Origin of the sequence: Vibrio sp. 1727 (genome assembly GCF_033344415.1) — a bacterium.
Lineage (GTDB): Bacteria > Pseudomonadota > Gammaproteobacteria > Enterobacterales > Vibrionaceae > Vibrio > Vibrio alginolyticus.
On sequence record NZ_JAWPOT010000001.1, the window covers coordinates 306,434 to 330,086 of the forward strand.

A 23,653-nucleotide genomic window follows, 5' to 3' on the forward strand; every position below is an offset into this window, starting at 1 on the left:
TTTCAGACCAAAGATTAGAGACGTAATGCGCCTTCAAGCTTAAAAAGGAAATACAAAACATGGACCAACAACGTTTAACTCACCTTAAACAACTCGAAGCGGAGAGTATCCATATTATCCGCGAAGTTGCGGCTGAGTTTGATAACCCAGTCATGATGTATTCGATTGGTAAAGACTCATCAGTGATGCTGCACCTAGCGCGTAAAGCTTTTTACCCAGGTAAGATTCCATTTCCATTGCTGCATGTCGACACCGATTGGAAGTTCCGCGAGATGATTGAATTTCGTGATCGCACCGCGGCCAAATACGGTTTTGAGCTTTTGGTACATAAGAATCCAGAAGGTCTAGCCATGGGCTGTAGTCCGTTTGTTCATGGTTCTTCTAAGCACACTGACATCATGAAGACTCAAGGCTTAAAACAAGCGCTGAACAAGTACGGTTTTGATGCGGCTTTTGGTGGTGCGCGCCGCGACGAAGAGAAATCACGGGCGAAAGAGCGCGTGTATTCATTCCGCGATAAGAACCATACATGGGATCCTAAAAACCAACGTCCTGAGCTATGGAAGACGTACAACGGCCAGGTCAATAAGGGTGAGAGCATTCGTGTATTCCCGCTGTCTAACTGGACTGAGCTTGATATCTGGCAATACATCTATTTAGAAAACATCGAGATCGTGCCGCTTTACCTCGCGGACAAACGCCCAGTTGTTGAACGCGATGGCATGCTGATCATGGTTGATGATGATCGTATGGAGCTTCAACCGGGTGAAGTGATTGAAGAGAAGAGTGTGCGCTTCCGTACCCTTGGTTGTTATCCATTGACCGGGGCCATCGAGTCTGAAGCAAACACTTTAACTGGCATTATTGAAGAGATGCTAGTGGCAACGTCGAGTGAGCGCCAAGGCCGAGCGATCGACCACGATCAGTCAGGATCGATGGAGCTTAAGAAACGTCAAGGTTACTTCTAAAGGATCTAAGGAAAGATAATGAACAGTGCAGTTGAAGCTCAATTAGCCGAGCTTGGTATCGAAGGCTATTTAACACAACACCAGTACAAGTCGTTACTTAGATTCTTGACTTGTGGCTCGGTGGATGACGGTAAAAGTACATTAATCGGTCGCTTACTCCATGACTCAAAACAAATTTATGAAGATCAGCTAGCGGCAGTGCATTCAGACAGCCAACGTGTGGGCACCACGGGTGAAAAACCTGACCTTGCGTTGTTGGTCGATGGCTTACAAGCTGAGCGCGAGCAGGGGATCACGATTGATGTAGCTTACCGCTATTTCTCGACGCAGAAACGTAAATTCATCATTGCAGATACTCCTGGACACGAGCAGTACACACGTAACATGGCTACAGGTGCATCGACATGTGACTTAGCTGTGATTCTGGTTGATGCACGTAAGGGCATTCTCGATCAAACTCGTCGTCACTCTTTCATTTCCAACCTGTTGGGCTTGAAGCACTTTGTTGTCGCGATCAACAAGATGGACTTAGTGGATTACTCCCAAGAGCGCTTTGAAGAGATCCGCGATGAGTATCTGAAGTTCTCTGAGAATCTGACAGGGGATATTGATATTCAAATCATCCCGATCTCAGCGCTTGAAGGGGACAATGTGGTGGATAAAGGCCAAAACCTGACTTGGTTTAAAGGCCCATCATTGCTTGAGCTTCTTGAAACGGTCGATGTGGATCAAGAAAAAGGCGCGGGTGAATTCCGCTTCCCTGTGCAATACGTTAATCGTCCTAACCTCGATTTCCGTGGTTTTGCGGGGACCATTTCTTCTGGTTCGATCAAAGTCGGTGATGCCATTAAAGCATTGCCATCGGGTAAAACGTCAACTGTGGCACGTATTGTGACCTTTGATGGTGATATTGAAGAAGCTCGTGCCGGATTAGCTGTCACTCTGACGCTAAGCGATGAGATCGATATTAGCCGTGGCGATTTGATTGTTCTAGATAATGCTCAAGTGGAAACCACAAACCATTTGCTTGCCGATGTGGTGTGGATGACAGAGCAACCCCTGCAACCGGGTCGTGACTATGACATCAAAATCGCAGGTAAGAAAACCGTAGGTCATGTTGAAGCGATTCGTCATCAATATGACATTAATAATCTCTCGACTCATAGCTCGGCAGAGCTGCCATTGAATGGTATTGGTTTGTGTGAATGGTCTCTTAATGAGTCAGTCGCGCTGGACAATTATCAAGACTGTGCAGATACCGGTGGCTTTATCATTATCGATCGTCTGACGAACGTGACGGTTGGTGCCGGCATGGTTAAAGAGAGCCTCGCCGTGGTTGAGCGCGATTTGACGGACATCTCTGCGTTTGAAGTTGAGCTTAATGCGCTTGTCCGTAAACACTTCCCACACTGGGAAGCAAAAGACGTCAGCCAGTTTCTGAAAAAGTAACTGGCTCACCCAAGTACGATAATTTCAGACACTGTCTGCTGTTGTACTTGGGGCGTCGCTACCTAACTGAATTGCGAAATGTCGTTAGGTATTCTCCTAATACCAGAATGCTTCGGTGGAGCCCAAGAAAACCGAGCATTCTGATGTTCTTTTCGCTTGCGCTGATTTTTGTCTGTTTACTCGTTTGTCGGTGTCTCATGGATAAATGAGTCGTTGTTGTGCCCTTTGGGGCTATTTGGTAAGGAAAGGCTATGTGGGAACAAGGGTTTGTGTTAGCGATTTTGCTTGGCATTATCACTTGCTTGCTTGTCACGAAAATTAAGCCTAGTTACGTCTTTGCGGGTGCCGCTTTTATTGCATTCATGGCTGGGATGATGGATTCAGCCACTATCGCATCCAATTTTACCAACTCTTCATTGTTAACCCTGGTTCTATTGATTCTTGCATCCTGTGCTCTAGAAAAAACACTGCTGATCAGTTGGGTGAGCCGAAGTATCTCTGAGGGCCAGTTAGGCAGCGTGATTGCTAAGCTCGGTGTATCGACAGCCTTGCTCTCTTCATTTACGAATAATACCGCTGTGGTTGTCTCATTGATTGGGGCGATTAAGCGTAATCAGCAGCATGCACCTTCGAAATTACTTATTCCCTTGTCTTATGCCGCCATTTTTGGTGGCACGTTAACTTTGATTGGTACGTCGACTAACTTAATCATCAACAGCTTTGTCGAAGACGCAGGCTTACCGAGCCTGAGCTTTTTTACACCTACGATGATAGGTTTGGCTGTGCTGGTGGGAGGGATGCTGATTCTTATCCCGCTTAGCTACTTGCTACCGAATTATGATGATCAAAACCAAGAAGATTTACCTTACTTTCTTGAGTCTCGCGTTGAGCCAGGCTCACCGCTAGTTGGGCGTACGATCAGCGAGAATAATTTACGTGCGCTGCGCAAACTGTTTCTTGCAGAAGTGGTGCGCGATGGTGTTACTGTTTCTTCTGTGGGACCGGATTTTGTGCTCAATGCAAAAGACCGTCTGTTATTTTGTGGCGATGTTGAGAGCGTCGCTACCCTGCAAGAAATTCCGGGCCTCAAGTTGTTTGGTCAGCAGCACTTAAATGGGCAAAACTTTATCGAAGTTGTGGTGAGCTCGTCGGCGACATTTTGCTACAAAACCCTCAAAGAGAGCCGATTCCGCGACCGATTCGATGCCGTTGTTGTGGCGATTCGCCGAGGCCACGAACGCCTAGAGGGTGGCTTGGGTAGCATTACCTTAGCGCCAGGGGACACGTTAGTTCTGGTTCCAGGCAAGCGTTTTGAGTCTGAACGCCGAGCTCATCGTAAAGAGTTTGTCTTAGTGCATGACTTGGACTCTAGCGCTCGGCTTGATACGAATAAGTCTTCCATTGTATTACTGGGCTTTGCAGCCGTAATTGGATGCGCTCTATTAGAGTTAGTGCCAATTATTAAAGGTCTAGCTGCGTACCTTATCGCGCTTATTGCGTTTGGTATTGTGCAGATTTCAGAACTGCGCCGCCGTTTTCCGATCGATATCGTCGTGATTGTCGGTTCCGCTTTGTCTATTGCTCAACTGATGATCTCTTCTGGATTGTCAGAAAGAATGGGAGTGATGTTTATTGAAGCGTTTAATGGCTGGGGAGTATTTGGTGCCTTGGTGGCGACTTATATCATGACATTGGTACTCACTGAATTGGTGACAAACAATGCCGCGGCTGCGCTTTCTTTTCCTATCGGCTATAGCATGGCGGTGGGTTATGGCGTGGATCCGATGCCATTCATCATGGCGGTTTTGTTCGGCGCGAGTGCGAGCTTTATCTCTCCCTACGGTTACCAAACTAACCTGCTGGTGTACAGCGTAGGAAATTACAAATTGACCGACTACGTGAGAATTGGAGTGCCAATTTCGATTGTGTACTCTGTATTAGTACTTACTTTGATCCCGGTCTTTTTCCCGTTTTAATTCCGATATTTACAAGGATACGTTATGACTGCCGAAACGACGGTAAAAGATGAAAACATTGTTTGGCACCAGCATTCGGTTGATAAACAGTTTCGTGCTGAATTAAAGAAGCAAAAACCTGCCGTATTGTGGTTCACTGGTCTATCTGGAGCGGGTAAATCAACCGTAGCAGGGGCGTTGGAAAATCGCCTTGCAGCATTGGGTTACCACACCTATTTATTGGATGGTGACAATGTACGGCATGGTTTGTGTAGCGATTTAGGTTTTTCTGAACAGGACCGTCGCGAGAACATTCGTCGCATTGGTGAACTGGCGAAGTTGATGGCAGATGCGGGTTTAATTGTTCTGTCGGCGTTTATTTCACCGCATCGTGCAGAGCGGAAGTTAGTACGCGATTTATTGCCAGAAGGCGAGTTTATCGAAGTGTATGTCAATGCATCTCTAGAGGTTTGCGAAGGTCGAGATCCTAAGGGTTTATACCGTAAAGCCCGTGCGGGAGAGATTCCTAATTTCACTGGTATTGATTCGGAATATCAAGCGCCAGAGAACCCTGAAATCGATTTGCCCGCGGGAGAAAAGAGTGTCGATGAGCTGGTGGATTTGTGCTTAATCGATCTTAAACAACGCGGTGTGATCCGATAAAAAAGCATTTAGATCATAGGTGACCTAAAGCTCTTTGAGCAGCTTGATAAGTATTTGGATCATAGGTGATCAAATGCTTCTCAAGCTGGCTAGACGGTATGATGAACCGTACTTTTAGCTTCACTATGGACACTAAACCTATGATTTAACAGTGCAAGCATTTGATCGTAGTATTCGGCATGTGGTTTGTTACCGAGCAAGGTACAGAGCTCATTACCTGTGGGTGTGAATCGGTAATATAAAAGGCGGACACCTTTGCTGTTTACGTTCAGTGATAAGTTTTTACCTTGGTAGGTAAGGACCAACGGTGTCTCGATACTAATTTCGCCAGATTCAAGTTCGGCACTGTGCAGCAGCCCTAGTTCAATTAAGAGCAACAAGCTTGAATACGGCAGTTGAAAACTTCCCATATTTAGGCTGTTAGCGACGTCTCGCTTGCCGAAGCTAAATATGCCTCCTTGCGCTTTGTAACCAATCAGCAGTTTTCTGCTGTGATCCCCTCCAAAACTGCACGCTAAAGAGGCAGCTCTTTGCAGAGTTTGTGCTTCCTTTGGTGACATATCCTTGAGGGTTTTCAACGCTTTCATGGACGTTGAACCCGGGTTGGTCACTTCACGCTTCATCACTTGAGCCCATAGCTTTTGCATCGCGCTGTTATGGATGTCTTGAGCCATCTCAAAAAATCGATGCAACCAATCTTGGTCTGGCTCTCCCGCTGTCTCATCTCGGCATGAACTGTGCGCTAATTTTAAAATCTGTTCTAAGTTTTTTTGTCGCTGTTCTTGGCGTCGTTGCTCTCGCAATTGGGCTCTTTCAAACGCAGATTTGGCTGGCGGTTCGGTTTGCAGTAAGGCGTCAAGACCGTGTATTTGGGCTATGGTTTTTACCTTACTAGCACTGTCTTTTATGTAGCCTTGTTTCTTTTCTTGTTGCGTATTTTTTTTTGTGTCTGACTGATGTTCGATGACAACAGGTTGCTTTGTCGGGTCTGCCATTCGTTTTCCTACCAAGAACTGCGCGGTTCGCACGTTTAAATTTACACCTTATCTGACCAAGCGACCAGACAGGAGTTCTCAGTTTTTGAACGAATAGGGCTATTCAAAATGATAATGAGTTGTTAAAATTGTTATCGTTATTTTGGAGGGGCTATGAAGTTCTCAGAAGCAGGTAAACTCAAAAAGCACCTGTCGATAGCGTTTCTTTTGGTTATTTATGTGGGCGTGTTAGCGTATTTATCTCGTTATATCGTGTAGCACAAAGCTAAAAAAGGCGCCAGTGTGACGCCTTAGGTGTAGCGAGGCTTATCGACGACTTAAATTACATATCGTCGTAGGCTTCTATTTCTGATCCCTCAATAACGTAAGCCGTTTCTGCCAGTTCGTGGTTTATCGTCTCGGTTTTCAACGTTCCAACCACATATATAACATCCCACAACTCTTGAACAGGCGCGCCTTTCGGAAACTTCACGTAAATGATCTGGTTTGGAGGCGGTGGTGGCACGTGAATACAAGCTCCAAAATATGGCACCAATAAAAATTCGGTGACGGTATCGGCATCACCTTCAAGTGGGATAACAAACCCCGGAATTTTAACTTGGCTTCCGTTCAGTTCTGGTCGAACGTTACCAATCTTGGACTGCTGGGCTGCGCCACCACTGTGATCAGATGCGGGCATGCCTATACTGTCGAACAATTTACGCTCTTTTTCTGGAACAAGGTCAATCCAGTCAAGCTTTAATGGTTCTTCGCTGGCCATAACAGGCGCTGTGAATGCGACGACCAGCAAGCAACTTGCGAGTATTTTTTTCCACATTTTATTAAATCCTTATTGTCATTCCGTCACTCAGTGACTGTCGGTAGGCGCGGAGTGCGGGAATGAAACCAATCACAATACCAGCGCATTGTACGAAACCTAATAGCATCCACTCATAAGTAGATAAGATGCTTAAGGTGAGATGTATTCCATAGTGCTGTTGGATGATCGGCTGCGCGATAGTAAGAATGGCATACAGCCCAGTAACGCCAGTAATAATACCAGCAGCAGTGAGCAAGCTGGCTTCACTAATTAATAGTGAGAAAACATGACGAGGCCTTGCTCCCATGGCTCGCAAAATCGCCATTTCACGGCGGCGTTCCTGTAGGCTAGTTAATAGACTGCTTAACATACCTAACAACCCTGCGATCACGACAAAACCAGATACTGCCATTAGGGCTTGCTCTGCAACCGACATCATTCCCCATAACTCATGCAACGCAACGCCGGGCATAATGGCGCTGAGCGGCTCTTTGGGGTAGGTGTTAATTTGTCTTTGCAGGGCGAAAGTTTGAATACGAGATTTCAAACCAACGAGCATAGCGGTAATTTGTTTGGGCTGAAAGTCTCTGTTTTTGAGATCTTGTGCCTTGGGTGTCGGGCCCAAACGCGCACCACTTTCCCATCCGACGTGAATGGCTTCGATGGCTTCCAATGATACATGGACAGTTTTGTCGACTGGTGTTCCTGTAGGTGCAAGGATACCGACAACTTTAAATGGCAGATTGTCATGACGGCTAAAGCCAACGTCGCTAATGCCGTGGGCAATGATGATTTCGCTACCGATATCATAACCAAGTTGTTTAGCGACATCAGAACCTAGCACGGTTTCAAATAAACCATTGAATTCTCTGCCCTTGCTAAATGTTAGTGGTTGCTTACTTCCAAACTTGTAATGCTCAAAGTAACTGTGATTGGTTCCCATAACTCGGAAGCCTTTATGCGAGTCGCCAAGCGAGATTGGAATAGCCCAATCGACTGAACGATGATTGGCAAACTCTTGGTAGCTTTTCCAATCGATGTTGTTGGTCGCATTACCAATACGAAACACAGAATAGAGCAATAGGTTCACTTGCCCAGAGCGTCCACCAATAATGAGGTCAGTGCCTGAAATTGTATTGGCGAAGCTATCCTTCGCTTGAGTTCGGATACGCTCGACGCCCAAGAGGAGTACCACTGAAATCGCAACGGTCATGATGGTTAGAATTGCCGTCGCTTTGCGGTTCATCAAGCTTTTCCAGGCGAGCTTTACAACAGCACTCATGATATGGCTCCTAGGCTAGATACTTGATTAATGTCGGGTAGATTGAGCGTGCGATCGAATAAGGGTTCGAGTGTTGGGTCGTGGCTAACGAATACCAGTGTGGCATTGGCTTGATTCGCTTGCTCCATAAGGAGCTCAATAAATGCTTTACGATTGTCATAGTCTAAAGCTGAGGTTGGTTCGTCAGCGATCACTAACTCTGGATGTCCTATCAGAGCTCGAGCCGCAGCCACACGTTGTTGTTGACCAATACTCAATTCAGAGACAGGGCGTGTATGAAGCTCGTTTGGCAAGTGCAGTCGTTCTAGTAGGGCCTGAGCCTGTTCATTTAATGTTTGAGATGAGGCACCTAAATGGGCACGGTCACGTCGTATTTTACTGAACTGACATGGCAATAATACGTTTTCAAGTACGTTAAGGTACGGCAATAAATTGAACTGTTGAAAGATGTAGCCAATATGATTGGCGCGAAAGCGGTCTCTCTGACTGGCACTTAAACTAGCAAGGTCAGTATCGAGTACAGATAGAGAGCCTGAAGTTAATGTGTTAATCCCCGTCAACAAAGCGAGCAAGGTCGATTTACCGCAGCCACTTGGACCTTTGATAAACACATGCTCGCCTTGTGTAATGTGTAATTTGGGGATGTGGATGGTTGGGTTGGTTGAACCGGGCCAGAAAAATTGGGCATCCTCTAGCTCGACAACATTTGGTGTGGTTTCAGTCATATTAAATCACCAAAGCTGTGGCGTGTAAGTGGGTACTCACACGCCACTCGTGTTATTTGATTACGATTTGGGTGTTATCTTTGCTTAATTTAATTGCTGATTGCATGGTATCAGTGAATATATTGACGCTGATGGACTCTGTAGTTGGGAATTGGTTAAACCAATCGGTTTGGATTTGGCTAAGCTGATTAACTTGTTCGCAATTGAAGCGATATTGCACCGAAAACTCACCGTGACCGCCATGATCGTGCGCCTCATCATGATCGTCATGGTGGTCATGTTTATCATGATGTTCATTATGATCATGGTGTTCGTGTCCTTCATGATCGTGATGTGCATGGTCATCATGGTCGTGCTCACTATGATCATGTTCCTCATGAGTTTCGCTTAGGTTGTGGCTCACGTAAGCTTCTTCAACATTACAATCAGCTTGTGAGTTAATAGCGAACAATGCGTTGCTGTCTTCGAGTGTAGCGACGGCTTGTTTAAGCGCTTGCTCTTGTTGTGCGTTTTCTGGAGCATGTTCGAAACCCACAACATCAGCTCCAGGAGCTGTGATCTCTACTAACAGATCTTTGCCATCTTGGGCGATATTAAACTCGACGTGACCATGCACATGAGCACCATGCTGGCGGTATTCGTTTGCATTCGCTGCTGTCGATAAAGTGAGGCCAATAGCAAGGGCTAAAACGTGTTTTGATGACATTGTATTTTTCCTAATTTTACTGGCATTAACCAAAGGCGGTATTGCTCAGATTCGAGTTTCACTAAGTTATTGTTCCTGACACACTAGGTGCGGAAATGAACTCAATAATTTTGAGTGTGGAATAGTTTGGAAATTAAGCAAAATAAGGAGGGGCACGAGCAGCGCCAAGAACTTCTTCGCCGTACACGAGATGCAAAAAAACATGATGATGCTGGGCGCGCGTAAAAGTCGGTGTAGAGAGGGTAGGTTGTACCTTTGCTATACCGTGCTGAACACCAGAAAATAATTGGCAATGATGATGGGTATGATGGTCGGGCGTCAGATCGACTTGATGGAGTACAACCGCAAAGTTCCAAGCGATCAGCAACGCAACACTGAAAAATAAAGCAGTGCGATACCAATATCTTAGTGTTTTTTGCTGGTGGTGGTACATCTGAGCTCCTCTTACCGACTGTTATAATATAACACCCATAATGAATAAAAGTTCACTCTTTTGTTGGCTAGCAGAAAAATTTAACTCCACACATACGTGCCGAAAAATATTGGTAATACTCTCTGTGGAAGTGTCGCACTTATAAAGAGCAGAGTTGTCACTGCCCATGCTTCTAATCAAATTCATATAGCTCCTTACAACAAGAACAAGGAGCCATTCAATGAAGCTAGATGTTCTGTTTAATAAGCTCAATGACTTTTGTTATCTCATCTTGCTCAAGTGCGCCCTCTTTGACAAACAGAACTTTGCCCGTTTTGTCTTGAACAATAATGGCCGAGCTTTCTTCTTTCAGGTCCCAAGTATTGGCAACTACGCCATTTTCATCAAGAACCATGGATGACCAAGGAAACTCTTTTTTGCTGTCTTGAGCTGAAGACTTCACGAAAGAGCCTGTCCCCCAAATTGCATCATCTTGGTTGATGATAGTCGTCGTCTGGTAGCTTTCTTGTGGAAAATTTGCCGCTGTTATTGCCGACATTAAAGGGGCATTCATCTCTTTTGAACTGCTACGGCCTGCGATGGCTTGAATAACACGAACTTTGCCTTGCATATGTTGAGTTGCCCAGGGTTGGTATGCAACGCCTTCGCCTTGTAAAACAATCTCGCCGTAAGCGGCAACATTGACAGGAGGAACGCTTTTTCCTACTGATAAGTTGTGTGCAAAGGTCAAGCTTGGCGTTAAGGCCAGTAGTAGAGGTAGGAGAGTCTTAGTTTTCATATTGTTATATTCCGTACGAGGTTTGGAAGCTTCCAGTATATATCCAGATCTTAGAAATTTGTAGGACCGTTTATAACATTTATTTAACGTATGGAGTGGTGTAATCTTGCGTTATATTTAGAATTTGCTAAAATGAGTTCCGTCGCAAATTGCGCATTAAGATTGCAGAGGAAAAATAAGCAATCCGTGTTTTCTCAAAGGAATTGAGGTGAGTTATGCTACGTGAGTTTGCTGTATATCGACCATTACAAGTGGCCCGTTTTGTTAAAACGTTGTTCAAAGGTCAGTTTTTTATTGTCGGGGTTGGTTGTTTTCAGTTCGACAATGGCAAAGTGTTACTACCTGACGTCAACGATCATAAAAGGCTCACCATCTTTAAAGAAGTCAACCAAGTGATAGCATCATTATCGGCTTAGTTAGCTTGGTACCCACTTAGATTTAGAAAAGAGCGACCATATCGGTCGCTCTTTTTGATGCTGGTTAGGTTTATCCTTGGAGGCTTGGTGGGAAGCAAACTCCCGTTCCTCCGATGCCACAGTAACCATCAGGGTTTTTCGCCAAATATTGCTGGTGGTAGGTTTCCGCAAAGTAATACGGACCTGCTGGTTGTATTTCGGTGGTGATGTTCGCGCGTTGCTCTTCTTGCAGTGCTTGTTGATACAAGAGTTTCGATTTCTCTGCGCTCTCGAGTTGCTCCGTCGAATAAGTGTAAATTGCAGAACGATATTGAGTACCTAAGTCGTTACCTTGACGCATTCCCTGAGTTGGGTCGTGTTTTTCCCAAAAAACAGCCAGTAGCTTTTCTAATGAGATGACGCGTTCATCGAAAACGACTCGTACGACTTCTGTATGACCCGTTTTACCTGTACAGACCTCTTCATAGGTGGGATTGGGTGTATATCCCCCAGCGTAACCGACCGAAGTGGATACAACGCCGTCGAGTTGCCAAAATACGCGCTCAGCGCCCCAAAAACAGCCCATTCCGAGCAAAATCTGCTGTTGGTGTGACGCAAGAGGCGCCTTTAGGTTAGATTTATTTACAAAATGATGATCGTCAACCTGCATTGGTTGATCTCTACCTGGCAAGGCATCTTCTATACTGATCAATGTTTGTTTGTTGAGCATGGTATTTGTCCTTCAATACGTGTCTTAAATTTGCGAACTTTTTCATTTCGTCTGTATCTGATGCTGTGATGACATAGACCGCGTTAAACCTATTAATATTACAGACTTAGAATCTAATTGGCGTTATCATTATTTACGTTTACTTAACCTCATTCAGCCATAAAAGCATGATAAAAAAAGCTCTCCCCACCATTGTTGGCCTGTTTGCCTTTTCTCATGGTGCCTATGCCGATGTTTCTTTGACTTTGAAAGGCATTGATGGCGCTTTAGAAGAGAATGTCAGTGCGTATCTATCATCTATTCCAGAGAAGGATTACTCCACTTCTCTGCGTTTTCAAGCGAGATTAGATCAAAGTATCACTGAAGCGCTTAACGCGCTTGGGTATTATCATGCAAAAATTTCATACTCTATTCCTGAAGCGAATGATGAGTTAATTGTGCTCATCAAGCCGGGCTTGCCAGTGAAAGTGAAAGTCATGGATGTGGTCATCACTGGAGAGGCCAAGGACGATGAAGAGTTTGCAAAACTTATTGAGAGCTCTCCGCTCAAAGTTGGCCAAGTTTTGAATCAAGGCCAATACGACAGCCTTAAGTCAGGCATTCGTAACTTGGCGCTTCAGCGTGGTTACTTCAATGGTGAGTTTACGCTAAGTCGATTAGAGGTTATCCCTGATCTGAACGAAGCTAATGTCCGTTTGCACTACAGCAGTGGAATACGTTTCAATTTTGGCGACGTTTCTTTTATTGGCAACCACATCTGGGAAGACCGTGTCGCATCACTACAACCTTTTAAAGAAGGGGACCCATACAACGTTTCGAAGCTGGGCGAGTTTAACCAGAAGCTATCAAATACGGAGTGGTTTTCCTCAGTTTTTGTTGAGCCTGAATTGGATAGGCTTGATGATGGCCGAGACTTGCCAATTAAAGTGTCTTTATCTCCTGCTTCCAAGAATCAGATTGAGACGGGTATCGGTTACTCAACGGATGTCGGCGTTCGAGGAACGTTGAAGTGGAAGAAACCTTGGGTGAGCTCCCGAGGACACAGTTTCAACACTGCTTTATCCCTATCTAAGCCAGAGCAAACCGTGACTGCTTCTTACAAAATTCCTTTAGAAGATGTCGCTAACGATTATTATCAAGTTCAATATGGGCTTAAAAATCTAGACAACCGTGACACGCAGAGTATCGAGTCTAACCTTGCAGTGGAGCGTCATTGGTTAGCAGACGGTGGTTGGCATAATACCGTTTATGTTCGTCATTTGTACGAGAGCTTTACGCAAGGTTTACAAGATGATGAATTCAACTTCGTACTTCCAGGTGCGACATTTTCTCGGACTAGGGTTCGAGGGGGCAATATGCCAATGTGGGGAGACAAGCAAAGCATCACTATTGAGTATGGTGATACCGCTATGCTTTCTGAAACTAGAGTGCTCCGCTTAATTGGCTCGACTTCTTGGATTCGTGGTATTGGAGAGAATCATCGTGGTTTGTTCCGCTTAGAAGGTGGTGCGAATATTACCGATGAACTTGAAAAGCTATCACCGTCGCTGCGTTTCTTCGCAGGTGGTGACAATAATATTCGTGGTTACGGCTATGAATCTATTTCACCTGTGGATGAGAGTGGTGCTTTGACGGGTGGTAAATACATTGTTAGCAGTACATTAGAATACCAATATCGTGTTTATGGAAACTGGTGGGCTGCAACGTTTTACGATATTGGTGATGCGTTTAATGAAACACCAGATTGGAAATCAGGTGCTGGTGTTGGTATCCGCTGGGCGTCTCCGGTGGGCCCTGTTAGTTTTGATTTTGCATGGGGGTTGGATGCAAAACCAGAACGAGAGTTTCGTATCCACTTCTCATTGGGGCCTGAGCTATGATCAAAATGATGTTTAAGTGGACCAAATGGCTGTCGCTCAGTTTGATTGGTCTATTGCTGTTGCTCATCATTATTGTCGCGACAGTTTTGTTTACCCACCCAGGCCTCAAATTTGCCTTGTGGGGAGCTGAAAAAGCATTACCACAATTGCAGATTGAAAAAGTGCAGGGTTCATTGTTTCCTCGCTTCGAACTGCATAACGTCAGTTTTGTCGATGAGTCTTTGAATATCGACGCCAAAGTTGAGCGTTTAGCTTTGGCAGTGAACTTCCGCTGTTTCTTTGACCCTAAGGTCTGTGTCGATGAGTTAAGACTGCAGGGGCTTGACTTTAAGATGCCTGAGCTACCGCCAGCAACCGAGGAGCAAGAGGAAACACCACCACTGCGTTCTATCAGTACGCCAGTGCCAATTTTTGTTAATAAAGTCAGCTTTAATGACATCAATGTCAATGTGCTGGGCAATCAAATTAATTGGCAAACATTCTCGACCGCTTTGTCGATGCAGGGTGATCGTTTGGTGATTGCACCTACCGCGTTGAAAGACATTAATGTGGCTTTAGCACCAAGTGAGGCTGAACCTGAAGCGGCTGCCGAGGAGCCGAAAGAAACTGACGTTACGCCGCAAGATATTGTGTTACCCGAAGTATGGATTCCACTGACGGTTGAAGCGCGTCGTCTTGATATTCACAATTTCAAACTGGCGGGTGAAACGCCAGTGATCGTCAATCATCTTGGTTTGGTTGCAAGAGCAGGCGGTGAACGTGTTGATGTCAAAACGTTAGAGCTCGACATGCCAGAAGTGGAAGGCAAGTTGAGCACACAAGTGACGCTTTCTTCTGATTACCCTATCAAAGCGCAATTGGACGCGTTAGTGAAGCAAGCGGATGCGAAGGGACAAAAACTGTCGCTTTCGGTCTCGGGTTCGGTTGGTGATTTGTCACTAAATGCTACGCTTTCTGAGCTTGTACAAGCGGAGATCAAAGGTGATATTCAACCGCTTAAAACACAGTTGCCGTTTGATGTCGCGATTAAAAATGTACAGGCGCAATGGCCGCTATTTGGACAAAGCGATTACCAGGTTTCTGTACCAAGCTTGGCGGCAAAAGGCTCACTTGATGGCTACGAAGTCGCATTAGAAACCAAAGCTTCGGGCAAAGATATTCCCGCCGTTGATGTCGCACTAAACGGCAAAGGTACGCTAGAGCAAATTGACCTCGAAAGCCTTGTAGTGAAAACCTTAGGGGGCGAACTCTCTGGGAAAGTCATGGCCAATTGGGCCGCGCCAATCAACTGGCAAGCTGACTTGAACCTGAAAAACATTCAACCAGGTTTACAATGGAAAGAAGCTGAAGGGGATATCAGCGGTAACCTTTCGACTTCGGGGTCGTTAACAGAACAAGGCGGTTGGCAAGTCAGTTTGCCTAAGTTAGACATTGACGGCATTTTGCGAGGGTATCCGCTGAATGTTGAAGGGCAACTTGAAGCGTCTGATAAAAACGGCAAAGGCGAAGACATCCAACTTACCACTCAGGGTCTAGCGCTTTCTCATGGTCCAAACCAACTGAGTGCAAAGGGTAAGATCGATAAGCAAATTCTGATGGATGTTGAGGTTAACTTCCCTGATTTTGCGAAAAGTGTTCCGGATCTTGCAGGTAAAATGCAAGGTAAAGTCGCACTACGTGGTAGCTTGAAAGAACCAGACATCAATCTTGCTCTCGCTTTAAATCAGATAAACTGGCAGCAACAGGCGAACGTAGAAACGATCACTTTAAAGGGTGATGTGAAGCCTCTGCCAGCACCAAAAGCGAACATAAGCCTTATTGCGAACAACATTACCTATGACGACATAAAAGTTGATAGTGCTGACCTTGAAGTCTCTGGGGATGAAAAACTGCATCAACTTACGCTCGATGTAGTGTCTGACCTAGTGTCGACCAGTTTAGAAATTGAAGGGACATTCCAGCAGAAACCAGAAATGATTTGGGATGGGGCGCTGCGCCGCTTGACGCTGAGCTCGCAACAAGGCCCGTGGGCGTTGCAAAAATCGACCGCGGTGAAGGTCAATATCGACAAACAGATCGCGAACGTTCAAGCGCATTGTTGGTTGCAAGCGGAGTCGAGCGTATGTCTAACCGAAGACATTAGTGTCGGTAAGAGTGGCCAGGCGAAGTTAGCCATCAATGATTTTGATTTTGACCAAATCAAACAATTCCTGCCGTCAGAAACCAAGCTGCAAGGCTCGGTTAATGCACAGGCTTTTGCTAAATGGGCACCAGAGAAAAAGCCTGAAGTAACCTTAAGTGTCAATATGCCAAAAGGCCAAGTTGAACAAGCGCTTGAACAGCCAATTAAAGTCGGTTGGGAAAGCTTCAACTTTAAAGCAGCATTAGCGAAAGACAAGCTTGATGCCGAGTGGCTATTTGATGTGAAAGATAACGGTGACTTGTCTGGTAAGGTTTCTTTACTGAATGTCTCGTCTGAAAAGCCCACTATTGATGGTAAGGTTTCACTCTCTACGTTCCACTTGGATTTCTTGGCACCGTTGATTGGTGAGTACAGCTTGTTTAAAGCAAACATGAATACTGACCTAGCGATATCAGGTGACGTCATGCATCCGAAGGTGAATGGTCAGTTCTTGATTGACCAAATGAAGCTACAGGGTGAAGTCACACCGATAGATATAAACTCAGGGCAGGTCGTCATCAACTTTAAAGGCCATCAAGCGGACTTGGATGCCGGAATTCTAACCCCGGATGGTGAGTTGAACGTTACCGGTGATGCCGACTGGCAGGACTTACAGAACTGGCGCACTAAAGCGCGTGTATTTGCTAAAGAGCTCAATGTTGATGTGCCTCCAATGGTAAAAATCAAAGTTGAGCCTGACATGACAATAGATGTGACCCCTCAGCTTGCGAAAATTGAGGGTGATATTAATTTGCCATGGGGAAGAATTGTCGTCGAAGAGCTTCCACCAAGTGCAGTAGGCGTATCGAGTGATACCGTTATTCTCGATAAAAACTTGCAGCCAGTGGACGATGTGGCTGCGATGCCGTTTGATGTGGAAACGAACATCAACATTAAAATTGGTGATGACTTCCAACTTGCCGCTTTTGGCTTAAAAGGTGGGTTGAAAGGGAGCCTAAACGTGACACAAAAAGACAAAGGTCCGTTCATCGTTGGTGAAGTGAATGTTGTCGATGGTTCTTATCGTTCGTTTGGTCAGGACTTATTGATTAAAGAAGGTAAGATTCTGATGAATGGTCCACCAGATCAACCTTACTTGTCTATCAAAGCGATTCGTAATCCAGACAATACCCAAGATGATGTCATTGCGGGGGTACAAGTGTCGGGCCCAGCATCTGATCCGAGTATAGAAATTTTCTCAGAGCCCGCGATGAACCAAGCCAATGCACTTTCTTATCTACTTCGTGGTCAAGATATTGATGGTGAAGCCGGTGGTAATGCAATGACGACTACCTTAATTGGTTTAAGCTTGGCGAAGAGTGGTCGTGTGGTTGGTGAAATCGGTGAAGCCTTTGGCGTACAGGATTTACAGCTGGACACTGCTGGTTCGGGCGATGATTCGCAAGTGACGGTGAGTGGTTATATTCTGCCAGGTTTGCAGGTGAAATATGGTGTCGGCATCTTTAACTCCCTAGGTGAGTTCACTGTGCGTTACCGATTGATGCAAGACTTGTATTTAGAAGCGGTATCTGGTGTAGATAGCGCCGTTGACCTACTCTATCAGTTTGAGTTCGATTAAAGTGCTTTAACCTAAGCATACACAGTCATGACTAAGGAGTGGTTATGCAGCATTTGATTTTTGTCTACGGCACGTTACGCAAGGGAGAGTACAACCATCAGTATTTGCGCTCGGCGCAGTTTCTTGGTTTACATGAAACGGATGCTCAATTTGCAATGTATGACTTAGGCCCTTATCCAGCGTTGTCTGATGGGCAACGCTCGATTCAAGGTGAAGTGTATCTGATTGATGATGAAACCTTATCCGAGCTAGATAAGTTGGAAGATGTGCCAGTGGAATATCGCCGAGAGAGCATCGTTACGCCTTTTGGCCAAGCTTGGATCTACTTATATCAAGATACTGAGCAATTAACCGAAGAAATCGCTTCCGGCGATTGGTGTCAAAAGGTGTGAGCTATACTGACATTATCAATAGCAACGAGCTAAACACTAAGGAGTCACGATGAAAACATTTGTAATTGGAGTAATGGCGTTGCTTCTTGCTGCATGCGCACAAACAACACTACCGACTTCGAATAATGTGACCGATTGGCAAGTGTTTGGTAAGCAGTCAGCTTTAGATGGATTACGGGAGTTATCTGAGGAGCGAATTGCGAAGCTGGATGATGTTAACCATGCGACGCCAGAACTGATAATGGCTTATCAAGCGGGTTACCAGCAAGGCAAACAAGAGTATTGTGAGCAAAGTGCTTATATGCTCGGTGTTATCGGGCGTCCGTATTTTGGCATTTGTGATGATGTTGACCCCTTCTTTCAACATGACTACGACGCTGGACGAATGTCTTCAGCAGGCGCACCTATCTAGTTGACACAGGTAAGATGAAAGCAAAAGAGCTGCCCTAGAGCAGCTCTTTTTAATTTTGTATCAGCAGTGATGTTTATTTTTTCTGAGCGCGCTCGTAAGATTCTAGGATCTCAGCTTTAGCGGCAGCAACATCTGCCCAACCATCCACTTTCACCCATTTGCCTGCTTCAAGCTCTTTGTAACGCTCAAAGAATTGCGTGATCTGCGCTTTCAGTAGTTCTGGGATATCGTCCACATCTTGGATGTGCTCGTACTCTTTCGAGATTTTTGAGTGGGGAACCGCAAACACTTTTGCATCTTCACCCGATTCATCTGTCATCTTCAAAACGCCAACAGGACGGCAGCGAATGACTGAACCTGGCATGAGTGGGTATGGTGTTGGTACCAATACGTCGACTGGGTCGCCATCAAGAGACAGGGTATTGTTCACATAGCCATAGTTGCATGGGTAGAACATTGGTGCAGACATGAAACGGTCGACAAATACAGCACCAGAGTCTTTATCTACTTCGTACTTGATTGGATCTGCATTTGCAGGAATTTCGATCACGACATAGATATCTTCAGGCAGCGACTTGCCTGCTGGTACATGGTTTAAGCTCATTAGAATATTCCTTTTCATTAACGATGAGTCACACAAAAGCGGCTTCATCTGATGATAAATTCGCGTTTCACTTTAGCGACAAAAACGCGGCAGGTAAACACCTGCCGCGTTGGACAAAGGTCTGAAATTATTCTTCGTCGCGGTGCAGTTCAAGGAACTCTTCAACTTTGCGAACCATGTTCTTCGAACCCACAAAGAAAGGTACACGCTGGTGCAACTCAGTAGGCTTGATGTCCATAATGCGATTCACGCCGTCCGATGCAATGCCGCCAGCTTGCTCAATGAGGAATGCCATAGGGTTACATTCGTAAAGCAGGCGTAGCTTGCCTTGTGGGTGGCTTTGTGTGCTTGGGTAAAGGTAGATACCACCTTTCAGTAGGTTGCGGTGGAAATCAGCAACCAGCGAGCCAATGTAGCGAGAAGTGTATGGGCGACCGTCTTCTGGCACGTTTTCTTGGCAGTACTTGATGTACTTCTTCACCCCTTGAGGGAAACGAATGTAATTACCTTCGTTGATGGAGTAGATCTTACCATCATCAGGAATCATCATGTTTTCATGAGAAAGACAGAAGCTGCCGATAGATGGGTCGTAAGTAAAGCCGTTTACGCCGTTACCAGTTGTGTATACCAACATGGTGGAGGAGCCGTAAATCACGTAGCCCGCAGCCACTTGTTTGTGACCAGGTTGTAGGAAGTCTTCTTCAGTTGGTGGAGTACCGATTGGAGAAACACGACGGTAAATCGAGAAGATAGTACCAACAGAGACGTTCACATCGATGTTAGAAGAACCATCAAGTGGGTCCATCAATACTACATATTTGGCGTTTTGGTTGAGTTCTTTATTGAACGCAACTGCTTCGTCTTCTTCTTCACTGGCAACGCCACACACTTGATCACGAGCTTCAAGCGCGGCTTTGAACTTATCGTTCGCGTAAACATCGAGCTTTTGCTGATCTTCACCTTGGACATTTTCCGTGCCTACAGCACCAGTGATATCACCAAGACCCGCTGCGTTGATTTCGCGGTTAACGATTTTTGCAGCTAAACGAATGGAGGCTAAAAGGGATGATAGATCACCGCTAGCGTGGGGGAAATCCGCTTGTTTTTCGACAATGAACTCGCCTAGGGTGCGCAGTCCTGACATGGTTAATCCTTACATTTTCATTTCATTGGGGGTAGTGCGCAAGTGAGCATCTCTTTATGGATGTTAAACGATTGCGCTGGATGTAAGTTTAAGTCGCAGATCTTTTTAATGGTAATGAAGTAACTGTTTGAGATCTCAATTTATTTGTAGACTTGTTTGAGGGATTCATCAGTAAGCAAGAGGTTGTACAGTCTGTGTTCAACCTTGTCATATTTGTGAAAGGGACTGCAAGAAGAAGGCTAAAGTCACTCGCTTTTCAGGCGGTAATCGCGATAATGAAAGCATTAAAGAACGCATTACAAGGTTTAGTTTATGCACATTCATATCTTGGGTATCTGTGGCACATTTATGGGCGGCGCTGCGATTTTAGCGCGCCAATTAGGGCATAAAGTCACTGGTTCTGATGCCAACGTTTACCCACCGATGAGCACGTTGCTTGAGTCTCAAGGTATTGAAATTATTGAAGGCTTCGACCCGTCTCAACTCGACCCTCAACCAGACCTTGTTGTGATTGGTAATGCCATGAGCCGTGGCAACCCGTGTGTCGAGCATGTGCTCAACACTAACATGCGTTACACCTCTGGCCCGCAGTGGCTCAACGAGTTTTTGCTGCATGATCGGTGGGTATTGGCGGTATCGGGTACACATGGGAAAACGACTACGTCGAGCATGCTTGCTTGGATACTTGAAGATTGTGGTTATCAACCGGGTTTCTTAGTCGGTGGGGTACTCGGTAACTTCGGAGTGTCTGCTCGTTTGGGTGAAAGCATGTTTTTTGTCGTTGAAGCGGACGAATATGACAGTGCTTTTTTCGATAAGCGTTCTAAGTTTGTGCATTACCATCCTCGCACTTTAATCATGAATAACCTTGAGTTCGATCATGCTGATATCTTCGATGATCTAGAAGCGATCAAGCGCCAATTCCATCATTTAGTGCGAACTGTACCGGGCAATGGATTGATCTTAGCGCCGAGGCAGGATCAAGCGTTAGCGGATGTATTAGAGCGTGGCTGCTGGACTGAAAAACAGTTCTCAGGTGAGGATGGTGACTGGCAAGCGCACAAATTAGTGCTTGATGGCTCAAAATTTGACGTTGCGTTGCAAGGCGAGAAGGTTGGTACCGTCGAATGGAATTTGGTGGGTGACCACAATGTGGATAATGCGCTGATGGCAATCGCTGCTGCACGACATGTTGGAGTCACTCCGGATCTTGCTTGCCAGGTATTAGGGCGTTTCATCAATACCAAGCGCCGTTTAGAGCTGAAAGGTGAAGAACAAGGTGTGACGGTTTACGATGATTTTGCGCATCACCCAACGGCAATTGAACTTACTGTCGGTGGTTTGCGTAACAAGGTAGGTGAAAAACGCATCCTTGCTGTGTTAGAGCCGCGGTCTGCCACCATGAAGCGTGGTGTACACAAAAACACACTTGCAGAGTCACTACACAGTGCAGATGAAGTCTTCTTGTTCCAGCCAGATAATATCGAGTGGTCTGTGCAAGACATTGCCGACCAATGCACACAGCCAGCGTTTGTCGATGCGGATATAGATAACTTTGTAGCCAAGATCGTCGAGCGTGCGCGACCAGGTGACCAAATTCTAGTCATGAGTAACGGTGGCTTTGGTGGTATTCACGGAAAACTTCTTGAGCAGTTAAAACAAAAAGCCTGATTGATATGCAAAACAAAACACAACCCTCTCATAAAAAAGCCATCACGTTGGCATTAACGGGTGCTTCTGGTGCTCCCTACGGCCTTCGTCTTTTAGAATGCTTGGTTGCGGCGGATTATCATGTCTACGTTCTGATTTCTTCGGCAGCTCGTGTTGTGATGGCAACCGAGCATAATCTTAAGCTACCAAGTGGCCCAGAAGCGGCGCAGCAAGCATTGGTAGAGCACCTGAACTGCAATCCCGATAACATCACCGTTTGCGGTAAAGATGACTGGTTCTCACCGGTTGCGTCTGGTTCTGCTGCACCAAAGCAAATGGTGGTTTGCCCATGTTCTGCGGGAAGCGTTGCAGCGATTGCGCATGGTATGTCAGATAACTTGATCGAGCGGGCCGCTGATGTGGTAATGAAAGAGCGCGGGCAGCTGTTGCTCGTGGTTCGCGAAACACCATTTTCAACGCTACATCTGGAGAACATGCACAAACTGTCGCAAATGGGCGTCACCATCATGCCAGCAGCTCCAGGCTTCTATCATCAGCCAAAGAGTATTGAAGACTTAGTGGATTTTATGGTGGCGAGAATTCTTGACCACTTAGGTATTGAGCAAGGTTTGGTGCCTCGTTGGGGTTATGACCAGCGCTCGTGAGCTGATTGTGTAACCACTCAAATACCTTTACAATCCATCCAACTCATCGGGGAGCAAACCCATTTAGCATTGAGTCAATCAATGCATTGGGGCGCTGAGACCTAAGTGTTTAACTAGGGACCCGTATTACCTGAACCAGATAATGCTGGCGTAGGAATTGAGTCTGGATATTGGAAGTCCTTAATAGCCGCCTCAAACCCTGTGCCGCTCAACTTATTTCTCTGAAATACTCATGGAGAGCGAGCAGTGAAACCCACTCTAAATCTGATTGCCCTAGCTGCAATCACCTCTACTTCAGCGTTTGCCACTGAAAACACATTAACCATCTATACCTACGACTCTTTTGCCGCAGATTGGGGGCCAGGTCCTAAAATCGAGCAAGCTTTTGAAGCAAAATGTGGCTGTGACGTTAACTTCGTAGCGTTGGACGATGGTGTGTCGATTCTGAATCGTCTTCGTCTTGAAGGCGGTAATAGCAAAGCGGACATCGTATTAGGTTTGGATAACAATCTGATGGCAGAAGCGAAGAAAACCGATCTGCTTGCCGAGCACAATGTGGATACGGCTAACACAGTGTTACCAAACGGTTGGAGTGACACTACGTTTGTACCGTACGATTACGGCTACTTCGCGTTTGTGTACAACAAAGAGAAACTGGCTAATCCGCCGAAAAGCATGAAAGAGCTGGTGGAAACGCGCAACGATCTGAAAGTGATTTACCAAGATCCGCGGACTTCAACGCCGGGCCAAGGCTTAATGCTATGGATGAAATCTATTTATGGCGACGATGTGACGCAAGCGTGGCAGAAGCTAGCGAGCAAAACCGTAACGGTCACGAAAGGTTGGTCTGAGGCGTATTCTATGTTCCTCAATGGTGAGTCCGATTTAGTGCTTTCTTACACCACTTCACCTGCGTACCACTTAATTGCGGAAAACGATTCGAAGTTTGCTACGGCGAATTTTGCTGAAGGCCACTACATGCAAGTTGAAGTAGCCGCCAAAGTGAAAGGGGCAAAAAATTCAGAACTTGCTGATCAATTTATGAGTTTCATTTTAAGTGATGAGTTCCAATCGGCGATGCCAACGGGTAACTGGATGTACCCAGTCACTGACGTTGAGTTACCTAAAGGTTTTGAAACTTTGAGTGTTCCAAGCAAGTCGTTGAGCTTTAGTGCTGATGAAGTGGCAAAAATGCGTAAGTCTTGGATTCGCGAATGGCAAAGCGCATTGACGTTTTAGCTGACGTTTCCATCCTCATCTGAATGAG

At 45.7% G+C, this 23,653-nt stretch carries 22 protein-coding genes and 1 riboswitch; of the genes, 12 read left to right on the forward strand and 10 right to left on the reverse strand.

Annotation, left to right across the window (positions count from 1 at the left end; translation table 11 throughout):
* The first annotated feature begins 59 nt into the window (after positions 1-59).
* The 4 genes from cysD (at position 60) to cysC (ending at position 5,035) form a co-directional block, all read left to right on the forward strand.
* A complete protein-coding gene (gene cysD / locus R8O10_RS01500; protein WP_005379592.1) occupies positions 60-968 on the forward strand; it encodes a sulfate adenylyltransferase subunit CysD in 909 nt (302 codons plus the stop codon).
* A gap of 18 nt (positions 969-986) precedes the next feature.
* A complete protein-coding gene (gene cysN / locus R8O10_RS01505; RefSeq protein ID WP_017633444.1) occupies positions 987-2,417 on the forward strand; it encodes a sulfate adenylyltransferase subunit CysN in 1,431 nt (476 codons plus the stop codon).
* A gap of 251 nt (positions 2,418-2,668) precedes the next feature.
* Positions 2,669-4,393 (forward strand): SLC13 family permease, encoded by a 1,725-nt coding sequence (locus R8O10_RS01510; RefSeq protein WP_005379596.1) that lies wholly within the window; start codon positions 2,669-2,671, stop codon positions 4,391-4,393.
* 24 nt (positions 4,394-4,417) lie between these two features.
* The gene (gene cysC / locus R8O10_RS01515; protein WP_005379598.1) at positions 4,418-5,035 is read left to right on the forward strand and encodes an adenylyl-sulfate kinase; all 618 of its coding nucleotides are present in this window, start codon (positions 4,418-4,420) and stop codon (positions 5,033-5,035) included.
* 89 nt (positions 5,036-5,124) lie between these two features.
* Here cysC and R8O10_RS01520 read toward each other — a convergent pair whose 3' ends face one another.
* From R8O10_RS01520 to R8O10_RS01550, 7 genes are all read right to left on the reverse strand, one after another.
* The gene (locus R8O10_RS01520; protein ID WP_005379599.1) at positions 5,125-6,030 is read right to left on the reverse strand and encodes a TIGR03899 family protein; all 906 of its coding nucleotides are present in this window, start codon (positions 6,028-6,030) and stop codon (positions 5,125-5,127) included.
* A gap of 322 nt (positions 6,031-6,352) precedes the next feature.
* Positions 6,353-6,847, reverse strand: coding sequence for a DUF3299 domain-containing protein (locus R8O10_RS01525; protein WP_005379600.1), 495 nt, complete (start codon positions 6,845-6,847; stop codon positions 6,353-6,355).
* A 4-nt stretch (positions 6,848-6,851) separates the two neighbouring features.
* Positions 6,852-8,111: an ABC transporter permease gene (locus tag R8O10_RS01530; protein ID WP_047101909.1), complete on the reverse strand. Its 1,260-nt coding sequence runs from the start codon at positions 8,109-8,111 to the stop codon at positions 6,852-6,854.
* A complete protein-coding gene (locus R8O10_RS01535; RefSeq protein ID WP_005379603.1) occupies positions 8,108-8,836 on the reverse strand; it encodes an ABC transporter ATP-binding protein in 729 nt (242 codons plus the stop codon). Before R8O10_RS01535 ends, R8O10_RS01530 begins: the two co-directional genes overlap by 4 nt.
* 52 nt (positions 8,837-8,888) lie before the next feature.
* Positions 8,889-9,542, reverse strand: a complete 654-nt coding sequence (gene zrgA, locus R8O10_RS01540) for a zinc uptake protein ZrgA (RefSeq protein ID WP_025768357.1) — start codon at positions 9,540-9,542, stop codon at positions 8,889-8,891.
* 133 nt (positions 9,543-9,675) lie between these two features.
* Entirely contained in the window at positions 9,676-9,975 is a 300-nt protein-coding gene (locus R8O10_RS01545) for a DUF2607 family protein (RefSeq protein ID WP_005379608.1), read from the reverse strand.
* 226 nt (positions 9,976-10,201) lie between these two features.
* On the reverse strand, positions 10,202-10,753 hold the full coding sequence (locus tag R8O10_RS01550) for a YtfJ family protein (RefSeq protein WP_005383122.1): 552 nt from the start codon (positions 10,751-10,753) through the stop codon (positions 10,202-10,204).
* A 215-nt stretch (positions 10,754-10,968) separates the two neighbouring features.
* Between R8O10_RS01550 and R8O10_RS01555 the strand changes: the two genes are divergently transcribed.
* A complete protein-coding gene (locus R8O10_RS01555; RefSeq protein WP_005379612.1) occupies positions 10,969-11,169 on the forward strand; it encodes a DUF1107 domain-containing protein in 201 nt (66 codons plus the stop codon).
* 70 nt (positions 11,170-11,239) lie between these two features.
* Here the strand turns inward: R8O10_RS01555 and msrA are convergent, their stop codons facing one another.
* Positions 11,240-11,878 (reverse strand): peptide-methionine (S)-S-oxide reductase MsrA, encoded by a 639-nt coding sequence (gene msrA, locus R8O10_RS01560; protein WP_047101912.1) that lies wholly within the window; start codon positions 11,876-11,878, stop codon positions 11,240-11,242.
* Between the two features lie 167 nt (positions 11,879-12,045).
* On the opposite strand from msrA, the gene R8O10_RS01565 reads away from it, so the two are divergent.
* From R8O10_RS01565 to R8O10_RS01580, 4 genes are read left to right on the forward strand one after another with little or no spacing between them, the layout of a single operon-like run.
* Entirely contained in the window at positions 12,046-13,758 is a 1,713-nt protein-coding gene (locus R8O10_RS01565) for an autotransporter assembly complex protein TamA (RefSeq protein WP_065274120.1), read from the forward strand.
* Positions 13,755-17,519, forward strand: coding sequence for a translocation/assembly module TamB domain-containing protein (locus R8O10_RS01570; RefSeq protein ID WP_065274121.1), 3,765 nt, complete (start codon positions 13,755-13,757; stop codon positions 17,517-17,519). The genes R8O10_RS01565 and R8O10_RS01570 overlap by 4 nt, the downstream gene beginning before the upstream one ends.
* Before the next feature lie 44 nt (positions 17,520-17,563).
* Complete coding sequence (locus R8O10_RS01575; RefSeq protein ID WP_054576638.1) at positions 17,564-17,911, forward strand: gamma-glutamylcyclotransferase; 348 nt, start codon at positions 17,564-17,566, stop codon at positions 17,909-17,911.
* 49 nt (positions 17,912-17,960) lie between these two features.
* Positions 17,961-18,323: a DUF2799 domain-containing protein gene (locus R8O10_RS01580; RefSeq protein WP_025768360.1), complete on the forward strand. Its 363-nt coding sequence runs from the start codon at positions 17,961-17,963 to the stop codon at positions 18,321-18,323.
* Positions 18,324-18,396: 73 nt separating this feature from the next.
* Here the strand turns inward: R8O10_RS01580 and ppa are convergent, their stop codons facing one another.
* Positions 18,397-18,927, reverse strand: a complete 531-nt coding sequence (gene ppa, locus R8O10_RS01585) for an inorganic diphosphatase (protein WP_005379635.1) — start codon at positions 18,925-18,927, stop codon at positions 18,397-18,399.
* Positions 18,928-19,054: 127 nt separating this feature from the next.
* Entirely contained in the window at positions 19,055-20,071 is a 1,017-nt protein-coding gene (fbp, locus tag R8O10_RS01590; RefSeq protein WP_005383114.1) for a class 1 fructose-bisphosphatase, read from the reverse strand.
* A 312-nt stretch (positions 20,072-20,383) separates the two neighbouring features.
* Between fbp and mpl the strand changes: the two genes are divergently transcribed.
* The 3 genes from mpl (at position 20,384) to thiB (ending at position 23,625) form a co-directional block, all read left to right on the forward strand.
* Positions 20,384-21,742 (forward strand): UDP-N-acetylmuramate:L-alanyl-gamma-D-glutamyl-meso-diaminopimelate ligase, encoded by a 1,359-nt coding sequence (mpl, locus tag R8O10_RS01595; protein ID WP_065274123.1) that lies wholly within the window; start codon positions 20,384-20,386, stop codon positions 21,740-21,742.
* 5 nt (positions 21,743-21,747) lie between these two features.
* Complete coding sequence (locus R8O10_RS01600; RefSeq protein ID WP_033906022.1) at positions 21,748-22,386, forward strand: flavin prenyltransferase UbiX; 639 nt, start codon at positions 21,748-21,750, stop codon at positions 22,384-22,386.
* 37 nt (positions 22,387-22,423) lie between these two features.
* Positions 22,424-22,560: riboswitch (TPP riboswitch) on the forward strand.
* A 72-nt stretch (positions 22,561-22,632) separates the two neighbouring features.
* Positions 22,633-23,625, forward strand: a complete 993-nt coding sequence (gene thiB, locus R8O10_RS01605; protein WP_065274124.1) for a thiamine ABC transporter substrate binding subunit — start codon at positions 22,633-22,635, stop codon at positions 23,623-23,625.
* The last annotated feature ends 28 nt before the right edge of the window (positions 23,626-23,653 follow it).

Excerpts from the sequence above, each read along its gene's own strand:
- R8O10_RS01510 (WP_005379596.1), top strand. The coding sequence starts at position 2,669 with ATGTGGGAACAAGGGTTTGTGTTAGCGATTTTGCTTGGCATTATCACT.
- R8O10_RS01535 (WP_005379603.1), bottom strand. The coding sequence starts at position 8,836 with ATGACTGAAACCACACCAAATGTTGTCGAGCTAGAGGATGCCCAATTT.
- R8O10_RS01555 (WP_005379612.1), top strand. The coding sequence starts at position 10,969 with ATGCTACGTGAGTTTGCTGTATATCGACCATTACAAGTGGCCCGTTTT.
- msrA (WP_047101912.1), bottom strand. The coding sequence starts at position 11,878 with ATGCTCAACAAACAAACATTGATCAGTATAGAAGATGCCTTGCCAGGT.
- R8O10_RS01575 (WP_054576638.1), top strand. The coding sequence starts at position 17,564 with ATGCAGCATTTGATTTTTGTCTACGGCACGTTACGCAAGGGAGAGTAC.
- R8O10_RS01525 (WP_005379600.1), bottom strand. The coding sequence starts at position 6,847 with ATGTGGAAAAAAATACTCGCAAGTTGCTTGCTGGTCGTCGCATTCACA.
- zrgA (WP_025768357.1), bottom strand. The coding sequence starts at position 9,542 with ATGTCATCAAAACACGTTTTAGCCCTTGCTATTGGCCTCACTTTATCG.
- R8O10_RS01580 (WP_025768360.1), top strand. The coding sequence starts at position 17,961 with ATGAAAACATTTGTAATTGGAGTAATGGCGTTGCTTCTTGCTGCATGC.
- R8O10_RS01570 (WP_065274121.1), top strand. The coding sequence starts at position 13,755 with ATGATCAAAATGATGTTTAAGTGGACCAAATGGCTGTCGCTCAGTTTG.
- ppa (WP_005379635.1), bottom strand. The coding sequence starts at position 18,927 with ATGAGCTTAAACCATGTACCAGCAGGCAAGTCGCTGCCTGAAGATATC.
- mpl (WP_065274123.1), top strand. The coding sequence starts at position 20,384 with ATGCACATTCATATCTTGGGTATCTGTGGCACATTTATGGGCGGCGCT.
- R8O10_RS01565 (WP_065274120.1), top strand. The coding sequence starts at position 12,046 with ATGATAAAAAAAGCTCTCCCCACCATTGTTGGCCTGTTTGCCTTTTCT.
- R8O10_RS01545 (WP_005379608.1), bottom strand. The coding sequence starts at position 9,975 with ATGTACCACCACCAGCAAAAAACACTAAGATATTGGTATCGCACTGCT.
- cysD (WP_005379592.1), top strand. The coding sequence starts at position 60 with ATGGACCAACAACGTTTAACTCACCTTAAACAACTCGAAGCGGAGAGT.
- R8O10_RS01530 (WP_047101909.1), bottom strand. The coding sequence starts at position 8,111 with ATGAGTGCTGTTGTAAAGCTCGCCTGGAAAAGCTTGATGAACCGCAAA.
- R8O10_RS01520 (WP_005379599.1), bottom strand. The coding sequence starts at position 6,030 with ATGGCAGACCCGACAAAGCAACCTGTTGTCATCGAACATCAGTCAGAC.
- fbp (WP_005383114.1), bottom strand. The coding sequence starts at position 20,071 with ATGTCAGGACTGCGCACCCTAGGCGAGTTCATTGTCGAAAAACAAGCG.
- R8O10_RS01550 (WP_005383122.1), bottom strand. The coding sequence starts at position 10,753 with ATGAAAACTAAGACTCTCCTACCTCTACTACTGGCCTTAACGCCAAGC.
- cysC (WP_005379598.1), top strand. The coding sequence starts at position 4,418 with ATGACTGCCGAAACGACGGTAAAAGATGAAAACATTGTTTGGCACCAG.
- cysN (WP_017633444.1), top strand. The coding sequence starts at position 987 with ATGAACAGTGCAGTTGAAGCTCAATTAGCCGAGCTTGGTATCGAAGGC.
- R8O10_RS01600 (WP_033906022.1), top strand. The coding sequence starts at position 21,748 with ATGCAAAACAAAACACAACCCTCTCATAAAAAAGCCATCACGTTGGCA.